The sequence below is a fragment of the Pseudomonas sp. PvP009 genome, from assembly GCF_017832995.1.
GTDB lineage: Bacteria > Pseudomonadota > Gammaproteobacteria > Pseudomonadales > Pseudomonadaceae > Aquipseudomonas > Aquipseudomonas syringae.
Genome location: NZ_JAFIBG010000001.1, coordinates 2,330,881 through 2,345,933 on the forward strand (window position 1 = coordinate 2,330,881; position 15,053 = coordinate 2,345,933).

Annotated in this window: 17 protein-coding genes; 9 read left to right on the top strand and 8 right to left on the bottom strand. The window is 58.6% G+C overall.

Annotated features, from left to right (window positions below; all coding sequences use genetic code 11):
* Positions 1–33 precede the first annotated feature (33 nt).
* From JOE29_RS10355 to JOE29_RS10370, 4 genes are read left to right on the top strand one after another with little or no spacing between them, the layout of a single operon-like run.
* Positions 34–699: an amino acid ABC transporter permease gene (locus JOE29_RS10355; protein ID WP_044313018.1), complete on the top strand. Its 666-nt coding sequence runs from the start codon at positions 34–36 to the stop codon at positions 697–699.
* The gene (locus JOE29_RS10360) at positions 680–1,339 is read left to right on the top strand and encodes an amino acid ABC transporter permease (protein ID WP_003318929.1); all 660 of its coding nucleotides are present in this window, start codon (positions 680–682) and stop codon (positions 1,337–1,339) included. Before JOE29_RS10355 ends, JOE29_RS10360 begins: the two co-directional genes overlap by 20 nt.
* On the top strand, positions 1,336–2,097 hold the full coding sequence (locus tag JOE29_RS10365; protein WP_003349498.1) for an amino acid ABC transporter ATP-binding protein: 762 nt from the start codon (positions 1,336–1,338) through the stop codon (positions 2,095–2,097). Before JOE29_RS10360 ends, JOE29_RS10365 begins: the two co-directional genes overlap by 4 nt.
* A gap of 44 nt (positions 2,098–2,141) precedes the next feature.
* The gene (locus JOE29_RS10370) at positions 2,142–2,966 is read left to right on the top strand and encodes a transporter substrate-binding domain-containing protein (RefSeq protein WP_044313164.1); all 825 of its coding nucleotides are present in this window, start codon (positions 2,142–2,144) and stop codon (positions 2,964–2,966) included.
* A 59-nt stretch (positions 2,967–3,025) separates the two neighbouring features.
* On the opposite strand, the gene JOE29_RS10375 is transcribed toward JOE29_RS10370, so the two are convergent.
* Positions 3,026–3,928 (bottom strand): LysR family transcriptional regulator, encoded by a 903-nt coding sequence (locus JOE29_RS10375; RefSeq protein WP_003422861.1) that lies wholly within the window; start codon positions 3,926–3,928, stop codon positions 3,026–3,028.
* A 139-nt stretch (positions 3,929–4,067) separates the two neighbouring features.
* Between JOE29_RS10375 and JOE29_RS10380 the strand changes: the two genes are divergently transcribed.
* Positions 4,068–5,165, top strand: coding sequence for an NADH:flavin oxidoreductase (locus JOE29_RS10380; RefSeq protein WP_210079465.1), 1,098 nt, complete (start codon positions 4,068–4,070; stop codon positions 5,163–5,165).
* 16 nt (positions 5,166–5,181) lie between these two features.
* Here the strand turns inward: JOE29_RS10380 and JOE29_RS10385 are convergent, their stop codons facing one another.
* From JOE29_RS10385 to JOE29_RS10400, 4 genes are all read right to left on the bottom strand, one after another.
* Positions 5,182–5,838: an NAD(P)H-binding protein gene (locus JOE29_RS10385; RefSeq protein WP_046265585.1), complete on the bottom strand. Its 657-nt coding sequence runs from the start codon at positions 5,836–5,838 to the stop codon at positions 5,182–5,184.
* Between the two features lie 60 nt (positions 5,839–5,898).
* Positions 5,899–6,285 (bottom strand): nuclear transport factor 2 family protein, encoded by a 387-nt coding sequence (locus JOE29_RS10390; protein ID WP_004404979.1) that lies wholly within the window; start codon positions 6,283–6,285, stop codon positions 5,899–5,901.
* 199 nt (positions 6,286–6,484) lie between these two features.
* Entirely contained in the window at positions 6,485–7,588 is a 1,104-nt protein-coding gene (locus JOE29_RS10395; protein WP_074955432.1) for an alkene reductase, read from the bottom strand.
* A gap of 56 nt (positions 7,589–7,644) precedes the next feature.
* Entirely contained in the window at positions 7,645–8,226 is a 582-nt protein-coding gene (locus JOE29_RS10400; RefSeq protein WP_074955435.1) for a TetR/AcrR family transcriptional regulator, read from the bottom strand.
* A 166-nt stretch (positions 8,227–8,392) separates the two neighbouring features.
* On the opposite strand from JOE29_RS10400, the gene JOE29_RS10405 reads away from it, so the two are divergent.
* The 3 genes from JOE29_RS10405 (at position 8,393) to JOE29_RS10415 (ending at position 10,167) form a co-directional block, all read left to right on the top strand.
* Positions 8,393–8,686, top strand: coding sequence for a metal-sensing transcriptional repressor (locus JOE29_RS10405; protein ID WP_003318923.1), 294 nt, complete (start codon positions 8,393–8,395; stop codon positions 8,684–8,686).
* Between the two features lie 7 nt (positions 8,687–8,693).
* The gene (locus tag JOE29_RS10410) at positions 8,694–9,563 is read left to right on the top strand and encodes a nickel/cobalt efflux protein RcnA (RefSeq protein ID WP_210079466.1); all 870 of its coding nucleotides are present in this window, start codon (positions 8,694–8,696) and stop codon (positions 9,561–9,563) included.
* A 178-nt stretch (positions 9,564–9,741) separates the two neighbouring features.
* Positions 9,742–10,167, top strand: coding sequence for a VOC family protein (locus JOE29_RS10415; RefSeq protein WP_003364399.1), 426 nt, complete (start codon positions 9,742–9,744; stop codon positions 10,165–10,167).
* 54 nt (positions 10,168–10,221) lie between these two features.
* Here the strand turns inward: JOE29_RS10415 and JOE29_RS10420 are convergent, their stop codons facing one another.
* The 3 genes from JOE29_RS10420 to JOE29_RS10430 all read right to left on the bottom strand — a co-directional run bounded on the left by JOE29_RS10420 (position 10,222) and on the right by JOE29_RS10430 (position 13,712).
* Positions 10,222–11,094, bottom strand: coding sequence for a LysR family transcriptional regulator (locus tag JOE29_RS10420; protein WP_003347671.1), 873 nt, complete (start codon positions 11,092–11,094; stop codon positions 10,222–10,224).
* Between the two features lie 58 nt (positions 11,095–11,152).
* Positions 11,153–13,006, bottom strand: a complete 1,854-nt coding sequence (locus tag JOE29_RS10425) for an ABC transporter ATP-binding protein (protein ID WP_137983094.1) — start codon at positions 13,004–13,006, stop codon at positions 11,153–11,155.
* Positions 13,007–13,079: 73 nt separating this feature from the next.
* Entirely contained in the window at positions 13,080–13,712 is a 633-nt protein-coding gene (locus tag JOE29_RS10430; RefSeq protein WP_044313025.1) for a TetR/AcrR family transcriptional regulator, read from the bottom strand.
* Positions 13,713–13,822: 110 nt separating this feature from the next.
* Here JOE29_RS10430 and JOE29_RS10435 point away from each other — a divergent pair, with 110 nt between their 5' ends.
* Positions 13,823–15,028, top strand: coding sequence for an MFS transporter (locus JOE29_RS10435; RefSeq protein WP_024665854.1), 1,206 nt, complete (start codon positions 13,823–13,825; stop codon positions 15,026–15,028).
* Positions 15,029–15,053 lie beyond the last annotated feature (25 nt).

The following is a 15,053-nucleotide window of genomic DNA, read 5'->3' on the forward strand; positions in this document are numbered from 1 at the left end:
TCTGTACATGTACTTCAATGTGGATGGCCAGCAATGACCTTCGATTACGCATTTGCCATTTCCACCTTGCCCGCCTTCCTCAAAGCCGTTGGTGTCACCCTTCAGGTGGGGCTGATTGCAATCCTGACCTCGCTTACTGTAGCGGTCGTTAACGCTGCGATTGCCATGTTCAAGGTGCCGGTCCTGCACCGTCTGGTGCCGGTTTATGTTGAGCTGGCACGCAACACGCCATTGCTGATTCAACTGTTCTTCATCTATTTTGCCTTGCCGACGCTGGGGATTCGCGTGTCGGGTTTCGCGTCGGCAGTGATTGCGATGACCTTTCTCGGCGGTGCTTACCTGACCGAGATTCTTCGCGCCGGCATAGAGGCCGTGCCCAAGGCTCAGATCGAGTCGGGGTTGTCCATTGGACTGTCCCGCTGGCAGTTACTGCGCCACGTGATTCTGCCGCAGGCGGGCATCCTCAGCCTGCCGGCACTGTTCGCCAATTTCGTCTTTCTGCTCAAGGAAACCACCGTGGTCTCGGCTGTCGCGGTGCCGGAAATTCTCTACACCACCAAAAGCTACATTGCCCTGTATTACAAAACCTACGAGATGCTCGCGGTGATGACCGGCCTGTGCGTGTTGCTGTTCCTGCCGTTGTCTTTGTTACTCGGTCTTCTGGAAAGGAGGCTCCAGCATGGCCAGTTCGGGTCTTGAGTTGTTGTGGGTGTCTGCGCCGCAGTTGATCACGGGGGCAGGGCGCACATTAGGGATTTCACTGTTGGCAATCGTTTTCAGCAGTCTTGGCGGCCTGTGTTACGGCGTGCTGCGCAGCCTTGGCAAACGCTGGCTGGAGGTGCCGTTGCGGATCTATCTGGAGCTGTTCCGGGCGATTCCGGTACTGGTCTGGCTGTACTTGTTCTTCTTTGGGTTACCGATTTTCCTTGGCCTGAGCATTCCGGCGTTCTGGTGCGCGGTCCTGGTGCTTTCTTTGTGGGGGGCCAGCGAGGTCGGTGAGGTAGTGCGCGGCGGGCTGCGTTCGATTCCACGCGGGCAACGCGAAGCAGGCTTGGCAATCGGTCTTGGTCTGGGCCAGTTGTATGGTCGCGTGCTGCTGCCACAGGCACTCAAGCGGCTGACGCCGCCGGTGATCAATGTCTATACGCGGCTCATCAAGACCAGCTCGCTAGCCGTCCTGATCGGAGTCGTGGACGTGACCAAGGTCGGCCAGCAGATCATCGAGCGCACGTACGAATCGGTGCTGATCTACGGCTTCCTGTTTCTATTCTTTTTTATCGTTTGTTATCCGCTGTCGGCCGCCTCGCGTGTGCTTGAACGGCGCTGGAATCACGCATGAGCACATTGATCGAACTGTCCGGTTTCAGCAAAAACTTCGGTGACACTCCGGTGCTCCGAGACATCGACCTGAGCGTGAAAGAGGGCGAAGTCGTGGTGATTCTTGGCCCCAGCGGGTGCGGCAAGAGCACATTGCTGCGCTGCCTCAACGGCCTCGAACTCGGTCATGCCGGCAGCCTGCGCTTTGCCGGCAAGGCGCTGCCCGCCAACGCCGACTGGCGGCTGGTCAGGCAGCAAATCGGCATGGTCTTTCAGAGCTATCACCTGTTTCCGCACATGACCGTACTCGACAATATTCTGCTCGGCCCGTTGCGCGTGCAAAAACGTAGTGCAGCCGAGGCTCGTCAGCAGGCCGAGGCATTACTGCAGCGGGTGGGCCTGACGGAAAAACGTGATGCCTATCCGCGCGAGCTGTCCGGCGGCCAGCAGCAGCGTATCGCTATCGTGCGTGCGCTGTGCATGAACCCCAAAGTCATGCTGTTCGATGAGGTGACCGCAGCCCTTGATCCGGAAATGGTCAAGGAAGTACTGGAAGTGATCCTCGACCTCGCCCAGGGCGGGATGACCATGCTCATCGTCACCCACGAAATGGCCTTCGCGCGCGCGGTGGCCGACCGAATCCTGTTCATGGACCGCGGCCGGATCGCGGAACAGAACGACCCCGAAACTTTCTTCAGCGCCCCGCAGACCGCACGCGCGCAGCAGTTCCTGGAGAGGTTCTCCTACGTGGAAAACATGCCAAAAAGGAAAGCATCGTGAGCTTCAAAACTGCCCTCGTATTACCGTTGATTGCCTTCACCCTGATGGCGGGTTGCGACAAGCCTGCCGAGCAGAAGCCCGTGGCCAAGGCTGCCCCTTCACCGTCCAGCAGTTACCTGGAAACCATCAAGGCTCGCGACAAGCTGATTGTCGGCGTGTTCAGCGATAAACCGCCTTTTGGCTTCGTCAACGAGCAGGGCCAGTACGTCGGTTTCGACACTGACCTGGGCAAGCGTTTCGCCAAGGACCTGTTGGGCGACGAGAAGAAGATCGAGTTCGTAGTGGTCGAACCTGCCAGCCGCATACCGTTTCTGCAGAGCGACAAGGTAGATTTGATTCTGGCCAACATGACGGTTACGCCGGAACGTCGAGAGGCAGTGGATTTCACCAACCCGAATCTGCGTGTTGCAGTTCAGGCGCTGGTGCCGCAAGCCAGTCCGGTCAAGACGCTGGACGATCTGGCGAGCAAGACCACCATCGTCACCACCGGCACCACGGCTGATCTCTGGCTGACGAAAAATCATCCTGACTGGAAAGTGCTGAAGTTCGAGAAAAACTCCGAGTCGCTGCAAGCGCTGGCCAATGGTCGTGGCGACGCTTATGCGCAGGACAATCTGGTGCTGTTCAGCTGGGCGAAGAAAAACCCCGGCTATCGCGTGCTGGAGCAGAAACTCGGTGACGAAGCACCAATCGCTCCTGCCGTCAAAAAAGGCAATATCGAACTGCGCGACTGGGTGAACACCGAACTGGCCAGACTGGGCGAAGAGAAATACCTGCTCAAGCTCTATGATCAGTATGTACGTCCAGAGCTGGCCGAGGGCACAGACCCCAATGCGGTCATCGTCGAAGGCGGAAGCTGGAAGCCTTGATGGCTATGATCTGATTGCCGCGGATGGAGCGCGAACCGGCGAGAGGCCGGTTCGTTTGTCTACAGCGTGGCACCGCCTGCAACTGCCTTGCTCTCAAGCTCTGCTTCGAGGCGATCGACGAACAAGCGTACCCGGTGAGGGACGCGCTGTCGGGTTGGCAATACCGCCGTGACAGACAACTGCTCGGGGATGACGTCCTCGAAGTGTATCTGCAGAAGGCTGCCTTCACGGATTTCCTGCTGAACATCCCAATAGGTCAGCATGGCCAGCCCCAGGCCCTGTTTGCACGCCGTGCGCACCGCTTCAACGCTATTGGCCGAGAACGCCCCCTGAGCGCGAATGGCCACCGGCTCGCCTTCTCTGATGAACGGCCAGTAAGGCATCGCATGCAAGGTTATGCACGGGTGTTGACGAAGTTCGTCAAGGATTGATGGCTGGCCGTGCCGTGCCAGGTAGTCGGGGCTTGCACACACGACCCGGGGGTTGGGCGCCAGCGATCTGGCCACCAGCGCGGAGTCACGTATCGTGGCGATCCGAATGGCGACATCGATGCCCAGCCCGGCGATGTCCACGATGCTGTCCGACAGCGTCAGGTCGATACTCAGTGCCGGGTTCTCCTGCATCAACGCAGGCAGCAGCGGCATGATGACGGTCTGACCAAACACGCTGGGGGCAGTGACCCGCAATACGCCACTGGCCGTACCCGCATCGGCTTTCAGCGTTGCACGGGCGGTTTCGCTGGCGTGGAGCATGGTTTTGGCATGCGGCAGAAACACTTCGCCTTCCGGCGTCAGTGATACCGAGCGGGTGGTGCGGTGAACCAGCCTGACGCCCAGGTCGTTTTCCAGCGCAGCCAGACGTCTGGAGATTGCCATCGGCGACAACCCGAGTCGACGCGCCGCTTCCGACAGGCTCCTGCTGGAGGCAATGGCGGCGAACACCTCTATATCAGATATTTGCACGGATTCTATCCATTTTCGTTAAAGCGCCTTATCTGCACGGCCGGGTTCCAATGGGCTGCGCCAGCCCTTAACGTTGCTGCAGGTTCTGTCAATGACTGCGGGCAATTCGCAGCCGGTCTGCACAGTGAGGATTTGAAGTATGAGCGAGACAAACAAACACGTTACAGCTCCGTTCGATAGAGGTCATCTGAAACTGAAGAACAGGTTTGCGGTGGCGCCCATGACACGTGTGAGCGCGGACGAGCAGGGCAGTGCAACGCAGACCATGGCGCGCTACTACGAGCGGTTCGCCAAGGGCGGTTTTGGCCTGATCATCACCGAGGGCAACTACACCGATCGCAGTTCTTCCCAAGGCTACCGCTTCCAGCCCGGGCTCACCGATGACGAGCAAGCTCAGGCCTGGCGTGCCACGACCGATGCTGTGCACCGGCATGGCAGTGTCATGATTGCGCAGCTCATGCACGCCGGTGCGCTCAGTCAGGCTAATCGCTTCGTCAGCGAGTCGATGGGTCCTTCGTCCATTCGTCCCAAGGGCGAACAGATGGCGTTCTATTACGGCGCGGGCAGCTACCGGATTCCGCGGGCGATGAGTGACAAGGATATTGCCGAGGCCATTGACGGGTTCGCCCACGTGGCGCAACTGGCTATCGGCACTGCAGGCTTTGACGGTGTCGAGATACATGGTGCGAACGGCTACCTGCTGGATCAGTTTTTGACCGATTACAGCAATCAACGCACCGATCAATGGGGCGGTGAGGTCGGACAGCGTCTGCGACTGACGCTCGAGGTCATCGCCGCAGTGAAAAAAGTCGCCGGGCAGGCACCGGTGGGCGTGCGTCTTTCACAAGGCAAGGTCAACGACTTTCAGCACAAATGGGCAGGGGGCGAACGCGATGCCGAAGTCATTTTCGCTGCGCTGGCCGATGCCGGCGTCGATTACATCCATGTGACCGAACACGAAGCATGGCAGCCGGCATTTGCTCAGGGTGAAGCCAGCCTGGTCGAACTGGCCCGTCGCTACGCGCCGGATGTCACGCTGATCGCCAATGGCGGCCTGCACGATCCGCAAAAAGCCGAACAGGTGCTTCGCGACGGTGCCGACATCATCGCGGTGGGCAAGGGGGCGCTGGCCAATCCGGACCTGCCAGAGTTGTTGCGTCAGGGCGCGGCACTCCGCGACTTCGATCCAGCCATTCTCGGGCCGATTGCCAATATCAAGGACAGTGAGTTGGTGTAGGCGTTGCTGACAAGCATCAGCGCCGGCTGAGCGTGCGTAACGCCACCTCGACAGGCGTTGCGCCCTGGGTCAGTTCGATGATCTGCCGGGATATCTCGATTCGGTCGACCAGTGCAGCCAGGAAAGCGGCTACGTCATCGCGCGGTATTTCGCCATACGCGACAGCCGGACCTGCGCTGACCTCACCGGTACCCGCGCTGTCGACCAGGGTGCCTGGCCTTAGAATCACCCAGTCCAGTGCGGAAGAGGCCAGATACACATCGGCTTGTTTTTTCACCCGCATGTAATTCTCGAATCCAGCGGAGGTGTCTGTACCGCGTGCAGCTTCAGGAAATGCCGACACCAGCAGGAAGCGACTGACCCCGGCAAGCACGGCGGCCTCAACAGCGGTTTCCAGGCCCTTGCCATCAATGGCGTTGGTCAGCTCAATGCCTGCGCCGCCAGCCCCGGCGGTGAAAACCACGACATCGCTGCCTGTCATCGCAGCGGACAAACGAGAAGCGTCCAGCTCGGTGAGGTTGCCGAGCAATGGTATGGCGCCAGTCGCTTTGATTGCCGCCGACTGTTCTTCTTTTCGGTGCAGTGCGATCACTTCATGACCGCCGCCGCCAAGGTTTTTCAGAAGGCGCTGGCCGACCTTTCCGGCTGCGCCGATGACAAAAACTTTTGACATGAAATCTTCCTCTGGTGGGTCGTGCGCCGACGCTCAGCACTATCGGCGCATTCAGCGGTGTTAGCCTTCAAATTGATGGTAGACCTTGGCAATCACTTTCCAGCTGTCGTCGATTTTGATCAGCGTCAGGTAGTCGTTGTAGTCCGCACCAATGGCATCCTTTTCCATATCGACCCGGACCACTGCCGTGGTGGGCGTAATGGCAAGGACGTCCAGACGCGTTGTTATGTCTGGAGCGGTACCATTGGTTTCGACGAAGGTGTACAGGTTGCTGATCGGTCCACCCAGCAGTTGACCATTGGTGAAACCATACATCACTGCATCTTTGTGGAATGCTTCCTCGATAGTGGCAACGCTGCCTGTACGCAAGCCTTCTACGTACTTGCTGGCCGTTGCGATAACTGCGTTGTAGTCGTTGGTCGGGACGGCTTTGATGTTATTGCTCATGGGTTTACTCCTGGATTAGGAACTGACCACTGCGCGGCTGATATCTTCAGGTTCAATGGCCATCTCGTTAAGCGCTTTGGCTGTTGCTGCACCGGTGACGATTACGGTTTTCTTGTCGAGATAATTCATGTCGTGTTTTTCCTTTATCGCGGTATTTCCGGCATCCGGGAGTTGATGACGGGAGGAGGCCGGCTCTGGCTTAGTAGTTACCCATTGGCCAGTCGATATAGCCTTTCGCACCGCCGCCGTAGTACGACTCACGCGGTGCAATGGTCAGCTCGGCACCATGGCGCAGACGGGCGACGAGATCGGGGTTGGATATGAACAAGCGACCGAAAGCCACCGCATCGATCTTGCCCTGCGCCCGGCGCTCGATCGCCATCTCCAGGTCATAGTTGTTATTGCCAATGAACGGACCGTTGAACCGGGCGCTCAGTGCATCCATGTCGACACCTTCCGGCACTTCACGGGAGGTGGCAGTGGCGCCTTCGACAAAGTGCAGATAGGCCAGATTGAATGTGTTCAGTTGCTGGATCAGGTAGCCATGAAGGCCCATGACGTTGCTGTCGGGCGGGGTATTACCGGCATCGGGCGTTACCGGAGACAAACGAATACCCACGCGGTCACTGCCCCAGATATCCACGATGGCCTGGGTGACTTCCAGCGTCAGGCGGGCGCGGTTTTCTATCGAGCCGCCATACTGGTCGGTGCGCTGATTGGTCGAGTCGCGCAGAAACTGGTCCAGCAGGTAGCTGTTGGCCGAATGGACTTCAACGCCATCAAAACCGGCCCTTTTGGCGTTCTCTGCGGCGTGTTTGTATTGCTCGATGATGTCGGGGATTTCGCCGGTTTCCAGTGCGCGCGGCATGGAGACTGGTACAAAACCGTCGACGGTGTAGGTATTGCCCTCGGCCTTGATGGCGGACGGGGCTACCGGTGCCTCGCCATTGGGTTGCAGGTCGACACTGGAGAATCGCCCCACATGCCATAGCTGGCTGACAATCTTGCCTCCTGCTGCATGCACAGCGTCGGTCACTGCCCGCCAGCCTGCGACTTGTTGATCACTCCAGATCCCCGGGGTTGCGGCATAGCCTCGACCCTGAGCGGAAATGTTTGTCGCCTCGGCGACGATCAGCCCTGCCGTAGCGCGTTGCGCGTAGTAGGTTGCGTGCAGTTCATTAGGAACACCATCCTCGCCATAGCGGCTGCGTGTTACCGGTGCCATCACGATACGGTTCGCCAGCTCCATAGAGCCCATGGTGACGGGTGAAAACAGGTCGGTAGTGTTATGGGTGTCGTTCATCAAATACTCCACATAGTAGACCAGTCGTCTACTTGAAAGACTAAAAAAAATGCCTGCTACCGCAGCAGGCGCTTGGTCGTGGTCAGTGCTTTCTCGAAAGGTTCGGTGGACCTGTTCACCTTCGCCAGAAGGGAAGCGCCAAGCCATAGCTGATACAGGGACTCTGCGAATCCTTCATGATCGCCCTCGGGATGAATACTGTCATCGGCGACGCCCATGTCTACACAGGCAGTCAGGCGTTTAATGATGTTTGCTGTGCCGACCTCGAGCACACCACGCATGTCTTCAGACAGATCGCAGACTTCCGCCCCCAGCTTGACGACCAGACACTTGCCTTCGGGAAGGTCGGTGCCCTGTGTTTCTATCCAATAGTTGAAGTAGGCCATTAACCGCTCGGCACCACTTCCCGGACGTGCCATGAGGGCGTCGACTCGGCCCAGGTACTCGGAAAAATACTCTTCCAGCAGCGCCTGACCGAATTCTTCCTTCGATTTGAAATAGTAATAGAACGAGCCTTTGGGTACCCCAGCCGTGCTTAATACCTCGGCGAGGCCTACGGCGGTATAGCCTTTGTTCGTCATGAGCGAGCGGGCCACATCAATGATGTGCTGTCGCATGTCCTGGGCTGGTTTCTTCATAATGCCAAGCATCCTAAACGTAAACCGACCAGTCGTCTAGTAAGTTTTCGGGGAATCTGCCTGCGCAAAAAAGAGCCTCAGTAAATGTATATCGCATGGGCTTTGACTGTATCCCCCCTGGGGGGATAGAGTGCCGGTCTGAATCATCCAGACTGGAGCTCGATCCATGAGTGAACACGACCATCCCCACGGCCATACGCACCAGTCCCACGAAGCTGTCATCAAGCGCCTGAAACGGGCCGACGGTCATTTGCGCGGCATCATCACCATGATCGAAGAAGGGCGCGAGTGTGTAGACATCGCCCAGCAGTTGCACGCGGTCGAGAAAGCGGTATGCCAGGCCAAGCGCACGTTGATTCAGGATCATATCGATCACTGCCTCGAAGACACACTCGGTTCACTCGCCAGGGGCGAGCGGGCACCGCTGGAAGCCTTCAAGCAAATCACCAAATACCTTTAGGTCTCGCATGCCCAACTTCGTTGAGTTGTTGCAGCAAGGTGGTTCGCATGCCTGGCTGTATTTCCCCAGTGCCATTTTGCTGGGCGCGTTGCACGGGCTGGAACCCGGGCATTCGAAAACCATGATGGCGGCGTTCATTGTGGCCATTCGTGGCTCGGTGAAACAGGCTGTGATGCTTGGCGTCGCAGCTACCGTTTCGCACACCGCCGTTGTCTGGCTGGTGGCCATCGGCGGGATGTATCTGGGGCAGGGGCTGGACGCTGAAACCACGGAGCCTTACTTTCAGCTCGCGTCGTCTGCCGTGATCATCGCCATTGCATTGTGGATGCTGTGGCGCACCTGGCGTAGCGAGCAGCTGTATAAGTTCGAAAGTGCCCGGCTGAGTCACGGGCATGCAGGCCATGGCCATGAGCACGACGTGGACTCCCGTGAGCATGAGCACGGTCACAGCCATGACCACAGCGATCTGGAAGGCTTGAATCTGAGCGCCGAAGGCTATCAGGACGCCCATGAAAAGGCCCATGCCGACGACATTCGCAAGCGCTTCACCCATCGCGAGGTCAGCAATGGCCAGATCCTGATGTTCGGCTTGACCGGTGGCCTTATCCCTTGCCCGGCGGCTATCACCGTGCTGCTGCTGTGTCTGCAGGTGCAGCAGGTGACCCTGGGCGCGATGATGGTGATCTGTTTCAGTCTGGGTCTCGCCATTACGCTGGTCACTGTTGGCGCTGCCGCCGCCATCGGTGCGCGAAAAGCCTCGAATCGTTTTCCCTGGCTCAGTGCCGCCGCTCGACGCGCCCCTTATCTGTCCAGCGTCCTGATTATCTGTGTCGGGATGTATGTAGGGATCAACGGCTGGATCGGTCTGCACTCGTGAGATGGCCGGGTGTTTGAGACTGGCAGCTATCACAAAAATAATTTGTGTATCTTGAAAATATATATTGATTTTTATTGGCGTCGGCCGGCTTTAGCATGAGTGGACCTTGAAGAAGTCGCCGGGCAGCGAGCGCGTCGTCCGGCTTCACCCGCCACCAAGAGCTGCAATCGGAGTCCTAATGAGTCTTTCTCCTTTCCACCTTGCAATCCCGGTTTATGACCTGGCCGCGACACGTGCCTTCTACGGTGAAGTGTTCGGTCTTTCCGAAGGGCGCTCCAGCGATCAGTGGGTCGACTTCGATTTCTACGGGCACCAGTTAGTGATTCATGAACACCCGAAAACCGCCTCTCAAGAGAGCGTGCACAGCAACCCTGTAGACGGTCACGACGTGCCGGTTCCGCATTTCGGGATCATTCTGGAATGGGCCCAGTGGGAGGCCTTGGCCGAACGCTTGAAATCCTTCGGCACCGAGTTCGTCATCGAACCCTATATTCGTTTCAAGGGGCAGGTGGGTGAACAGGCCACCATGTTTCTTTTCGATCCCTGCGGTAATGCGCTTGAGTTCAAGGCCTTCAAGGACATGAGTCAGCTGTTCGCAAAATAGTAAAAGGCCTGGCGCGCACCACGTCGCGCCAGGCTTGCTTGAGTGGGCGCAACGCTAACCAGTCAGCACGTGGTCATTAATCAGTTGCACCAGCGTGCTCACCGGTTCGGTCAGGCTGCGGCGAGCACGATGTACCAGGCCGATATCGCGATGGAACGTATGCGCTTTCAAGTCGATAGAGCGCACACCGGCGTGCCATGTCTGCAGGGTTGCCGTTTCCGGAACCAAGGCTACGCCGACGCCGTTGGCGACCAGTTTGATGATCGCATCCAGTTCATCGAGCTCGCAGACTTCGCGCAGCGAGACATGGGTCTGGCGCAGGAACCGGTCGACCTGACGGCCACCAAACGACGATCGATCGTAACGAATGAATGGATGAGCCGAAACCAGCTCGGCCCAGTCATCCCCCGGCATGTCGGCAGGCACGATAAGGCGATAGGGTTCACGGACCAGTGTCGTCCAGCGCAGGTCGCTTTGCAGTGAGAAGGGCGGGCGGATGATCGCTGCCATGTCAATTTCGCCAGCGTCCACCTGATTGACCAGGTCCATGGACAGGCCGGGGATGACACGCGTCCTGCACGCGGGGAATTGCTGATGAAACCGAGCGAGCGCTTCCGGCAGAAAGGAGCGTTGCACAGAGGCTATTGCGCCGATGGTCACCAGCACGCTGGCGGGCAACCCGACCGTAGTAGTGCCCAGGCTGCTGAACTGGCGCACCAGATCCTGACCTTGTAGCAACACTTGCTGCCCCATGCGGTTGAGCTGGGCTGAACGTCCTTTTCGGTCGAACAATTCGACGCCCAGTTCAGCTTCAAGGCGCTGCATCTGCGCACTGACAGCGGCCTGGGTCAGCCCGATCTTGCTGCCCGCCGCAGCGAAAGTGCCTTCTCTTGCCACGGCGATAAACGTTTTCAGTTCTTTGATCATGGGCAAAGAATAATTGTATTTTTACTGAAAGCACATTTGTTTATTTTGTTGTTGCTGCCTATCCCATGTCCTCGGCCACACCCTGATCCTCCCCGAGAAACCCGCCGCTCTGGTGCTGCCACAGCCGCGCATAGGTTCCGTTTTTGCCCAGCAGTTCGGCGTGGGTGCCTTGTTCGATGATGCGGCCGTCATCCATGACAATCAGCCGGTCCATGGCGGCAATCGTGGACAGGCGGTGGGCGATGGCAATCACCGTCTTGCCCTGCATCATTTCATCAAGGCTCTCCTGAATCGCCACTTCGACTTCCGAGTCCAGCGCACTGGTGGCTTCGTCGAGCAGCAGGATCGGGGCGTTCTTGAGCATCACCCGGGCGATGGCGACGCGTTGACGCTGGCCGCCCGACAGCTTGATACCGCGCTCACCCACCAGCGTGTCGTAGCCACTGTGGCCTTGCTTGTCACTCAGTTGGCTGATGAACCCATCGGCTTGCGCACTGGCTGCGGCGCTGCGGATTTGCTCATCAGTCGCGTCGGGGCGTCCGTAGGCGATATTGTCGCGAATGGAGCGGTGCAGCAACGAGGTGTCCTGCGTGACCATGCCGATGGCGCTGCGCAGGCTGTCCTGAGTAACGTGCGCAATGTCTTGCCCATCAATACTGATCGAGCCCTTGTCCACGTCATAAAAGCGCAGCAGCAGGTTGATGAGCGTGGATTTGCCGGCGCCGGAGCGACCCACCAGGCCGATTTTTTCACCTGGACGAATGCTCAGGCTCAGGGCATCGAGCACCTGGCGTTCGCCGTTGTAATTGAAGCTCACGTTATCGAAGGTGACCGCGCCGCCGCGGGTGACCAGAGCCTTCGCGTCTGGTGCATCCTCAACCTTGGGACCGCGGGTCAAGGTTTCCATGCCGTCCTGAACGGTGCCGATGTTCTCGAATAACGAGGTCATCTGCCACATGATCCAGTGCGACATACCGTTGATGCGCAACGCCATGGCGGTGATCGCCGCGACCGCACCGGTGCCGACCTGGCCCTGGTGCCACAGCCACAGGGCGTAACCGCCAGCACCCATGATCAGTGCGACCACCAGTGCCTGATTGACGATCTCGAACTGGCTGACCAGACGCATCTGAGCCAGGCCGGTGAGCTTGAAGTCCTCCATCGCGGCCCGCGCGAAATGCGCTTCACGCTTGGAGTGGGAGAACAGCTTTACCGTGGTGATGTTGGTGTACGCGTCCGAGACACGTCCGGTCATCGATGAGCGTGCGTTGGCCTGCTCCTGGCCGACCTTGCCCAAGCGTGGCACGAAGTACAGCATGGCCAGACCGAACAGCATCAGCCAGCCAAGGAATGGCAGCATCAGTTTCAGGTCGAAGCCGCCGGCCAGGGCGATGATCGCGATGAAGTAGACGCCGATACCGAGGACGATTTCGACAATGGTGAACAGTACCTCGCGCACTGACAGCGCTGTCTGCATCACCTTGGTGGTGACGCGGCCGGAGAACTCATCGGAGAAGAAGGACAGGCTTTGCCGCAACATCAATCGATGGAAGTCCCAACGCAGCCGCAGGGGCAGGTTGATCGCCAATACCTGGTGCTGCACCATCGTGCGCAATGCCACTAGCACGATGCTGCTCAGCAATACCAGGCCGATGCCCCACAGCACGCTACTTTCCTGCGCGGCCGTATCGCCGCCAGCCTTCCAGGTGGACAGCAGATCCACGACCTGCCCGAGGAAGGAAAACAGCCAGGCTTCGTAAATCGACACACCGGCACACAGCAGAGCAAACGCAAGAATGTAAACGCGTGCCCCTCGCGTACAGGCCCAGAGAAACCGTGCCAGGCCGTCAGGTGGCGGCGGCACTTCGTCAGGCGGGAAGGGGTCAAGCCATTTTTCAAACGCGCGAAGCATGGTGTTCTCCAAAAAAATCAGTGCAAAGAGTCTGGCGTCCTCGACGCCTCCCGAACCTCTTCCAGATTGAGCTTCAGGGGCAATGTTTGTCGGCAATGCTGCCCAGGCTGTACCACAGCCTCATCACCTGGGTCACTGCGGCGTCCAGTGTGGCATGTGGGACACCGTCGCGCGCCAGTGTAGACAAACCCAGAAGAAAACTGTCAAACACGGCCGCGAGCGTTTCCGGTATTACCGTCGCGGGCAGCTCGCCTGCCGCAACGGCGCGCTGGATACAGGCCACGATACCTGCGCGGTTCAGATCCCTGGCGCGCGCAAGAGGTTCGGAAATGGCCTTGCTCTCGTCCGAGCAGGCGCTCATCAGCCCTAACGCCACCAGGCACCCCGTGGGATGCCCTGGCTCGCATTGCATTTTCGCAGAGCGGCGAAGGGTGAGTTCAATTGCGTCTCGGGGTGGCAGGTTCGTATCGAACAGGCTGTCGGTGACTCGCCCGTAGGTGTCGAGGTAATGCTCCATCACTTCATTGAACAGGGCCTGCTTCGAACCAAACGCTGCGTAGAAGCTCGGCGCCGTGATACCGCCACCGATGGTTGCCTTGAGCTGGCTGAGGGAGGTTGCGTCGTAGCCGTGCTCCCAAAACAGATGCAGCGCCTGAGTGATCGCTACATCACGGTCAAATGTACGCGGACGCCCCAGCTGTGCCATATCGAGTCTCCTTCGGAATTAATTAAATACTAATCGATACATAAGTCATTGACCACCTCACTTCATCTGCCTATATTTGTACCGATCAGTATATTAGTGAGGGTTTTTAAATGACTACAGATGAAAAGCAGGGCGAAACACTCCCGCTGGGGGCGTTGCTGGCGCTGGCAATGACGGGGTTCATCTGCATTGTCACCGAGACCTTGCCGGCAGGTTTGTTGCCGCAGATCGCCGACGGGTTGGAGGTGTCCGCATCGTTTGCAGGGCAGATGGTGACTGTTTATGCGTTGGGTTCATTGCTGGCCGCCATTCCGCTGACGATCGCCACGCAAAGCTGGCGGCGCAGAACGGTATTGCTGGTGACGATTATCGGCTTTCTGGTGTTCAACAGCGTCACTGCATTGTCGTCCAATTATGGACTGACCCTGATCGCAAGGTTTTTCGCAGGCGTCTCGGCGGGTCTGGCCTGGAGCCTCATCGCCGGTTATGCACGGCGCATGGTGGTCCCGCAACTGCAAGGCCGCGCATTGGCCGTGGCGATGGTCGGTACGCCCGTTGCCTTGTCGCTGGGCGTGCCTCTGGGAACCTGGCTTGGCGGCTTCATGGGCTGGCGCATGGCGTTTGGCCTGATGTCCGGGATGACCGTGCTGTTGATCATCTGGGTGCTGGTCAAAGTGCCGGACTATTCCGGCAAGTCCTCCGCACAGCGCATGGCGTTACGTCAGGTCTTTTTCACGCCCGGCGTACGCTCGGTGCTGGGCGTGGTTTTCACCTGGATGCTGGCTCATAACCTGCTTTACACCTACGTCGCTCCCTTCGTTTCCGCGGCGGGGCTGGCGAATGATGTGGACCTGGTATTGTTGGCATTCGGGGTCGCCGCACTGGCGGGCATCTGGGTTACGGGACGGTTGGTTGATCGCCATCTGCGCAAGACAGTGCTTGCCAGCCTGGCAACCTTCGCAGCGGTGTCAGTGTTCTTCGGCGTGTTCTCCGGCTCTGCAACGGCCATTTATATCGGCGCTTTCATCTGGGGCCTGACCTTCGGTGGCGCCGCCACACTGCTGCAAACCGCGCTCGCCGATGCGGCAGGCGAGGGCGCAGATGTGGCGCTTTCGATGAACGTCGTGGTCTGGAACAGCGCCATCGCAGGCGGAGGGTTACTGGGTGGCGTGTTGCTTGGCCACTGGGGAGCAGGTTCCTTTCCTTGGGTCTTGTTGATGCTTTTGCTGCTGAGCCTGTTGATCGCACTGCGCGCAGGTGCTCATGGTTTTGCACGGGGCAGCCGGCTGGACCGGGAACATGTTTTGGCTGGGTGATCCGATCAAGAACCGGAATATGGAC

Bases quoted from the DNA above. Each gene is read 5' to 3' on its own strand.
- JOE29_RS10360 (WP_003318929.1), top strand. From the start codon at position 680: ATGGCCAGTTCGGGTCTTGAGTTGTTGTGGGTGTCTGCGCCGCAGTTG.
- JOE29_RS10380 (WP_210079465.1), top strand. From the start codon at position 4,068: ATGAGCGAGACAAACAAACACGTTACAGCTCCGTTCGATAGAGGTCAT.
- JOE29_RS10370 (WP_044313164.1), top strand. From the start codon at position 2,142: ATGGCGGGTTGCGACAAGCCTGCCGAGCAGAAGCCCGTGGCCAAGGCT.
- JOE29_RS10410 (WP_210079466.1), top strand. From the start codon at position 8,694: ATGCCCAACTTCGTTGAGTTGTTGCAGCAAGGTGGTTCGCATGCCTGG.
- JOE29_RS10365 (WP_003349498.1), top strand. From the start codon at position 1,336: ATGAGCACATTGATCGAACTGTCCGGTTTCAGCAAAAACTTCGGTGAC.
- JOE29_RS10405 (WP_003318923.1), top strand. From the start codon at position 8,393: ATGAGTGAACACGACCATCCCCACGGCCATACGCACCAGTCCCACGAA.
- JOE29_RS10435 (WP_024665854.1), top strand. From the start codon at position 13,823: ATGACTACAGATGAAAAGCAGGGCGAAACACTCCCGCTGGGGGCGTTG.
- JOE29_RS10400 (WP_074955435.1), bottom strand. From the start codon at position 8,226: ATGAAGAAACCAGCCCAGGACATGCGACAGCACATCATTGATGTGGCC.
- JOE29_RS10385 (WP_046265585.1), bottom strand. From the start codon at position 5,838: ATGTCAAAAGTTTTTGTCATCGGCGCAGCCGGAAAGGTCGGCCAGCGC.
- JOE29_RS10430 (WP_044313025.1), bottom strand. From the start codon at position 13,712: ATGGCACAGCTGGGGCGTCCGCGTACATTTGACCGTGATGTAGCGATC.
- JOE29_RS10420 (WP_003347671.1), bottom strand. From the start codon at position 11,094: ATGATCAAAGAACTGAAAACGTTTATCGCCGTGGCAAGAGAAGGCACT.
- JOE29_RS10425 (WP_137983094.1), bottom strand. From the start codon at position 13,006: ATGCTTCGCGCGTTTGAAAAATGGCTTGACCCCTTCCCGCCTGACGAA.
- JOE29_RS10415 (WP_003364399.1), top strand. From the start codon at position 9,742: ATGAGTCTTTCTCCTTTCCACCTTGCAATCCCGGTTTATGACCTGGCC.
- JOE29_RS10355 (WP_044313018.1), top strand. From the start codon at position 34: ATGACCTTCGATTACGCATTTGCCATTTCCACCTTGCCCGCCTTCCTC.
- JOE29_RS10390 (WP_004404979.1), bottom strand. From the start codon at position 6,285: ATGAGCAATAACATCAAAGCCGTCCCGACCAACGACTACAACGCAGTT.
- JOE29_RS10395 (WP_074955432.1), bottom strand. From the start codon at position 7,588: ATGAACGACACCCATAACACTACCGACCTGTTTTCACCCGTCACCATG.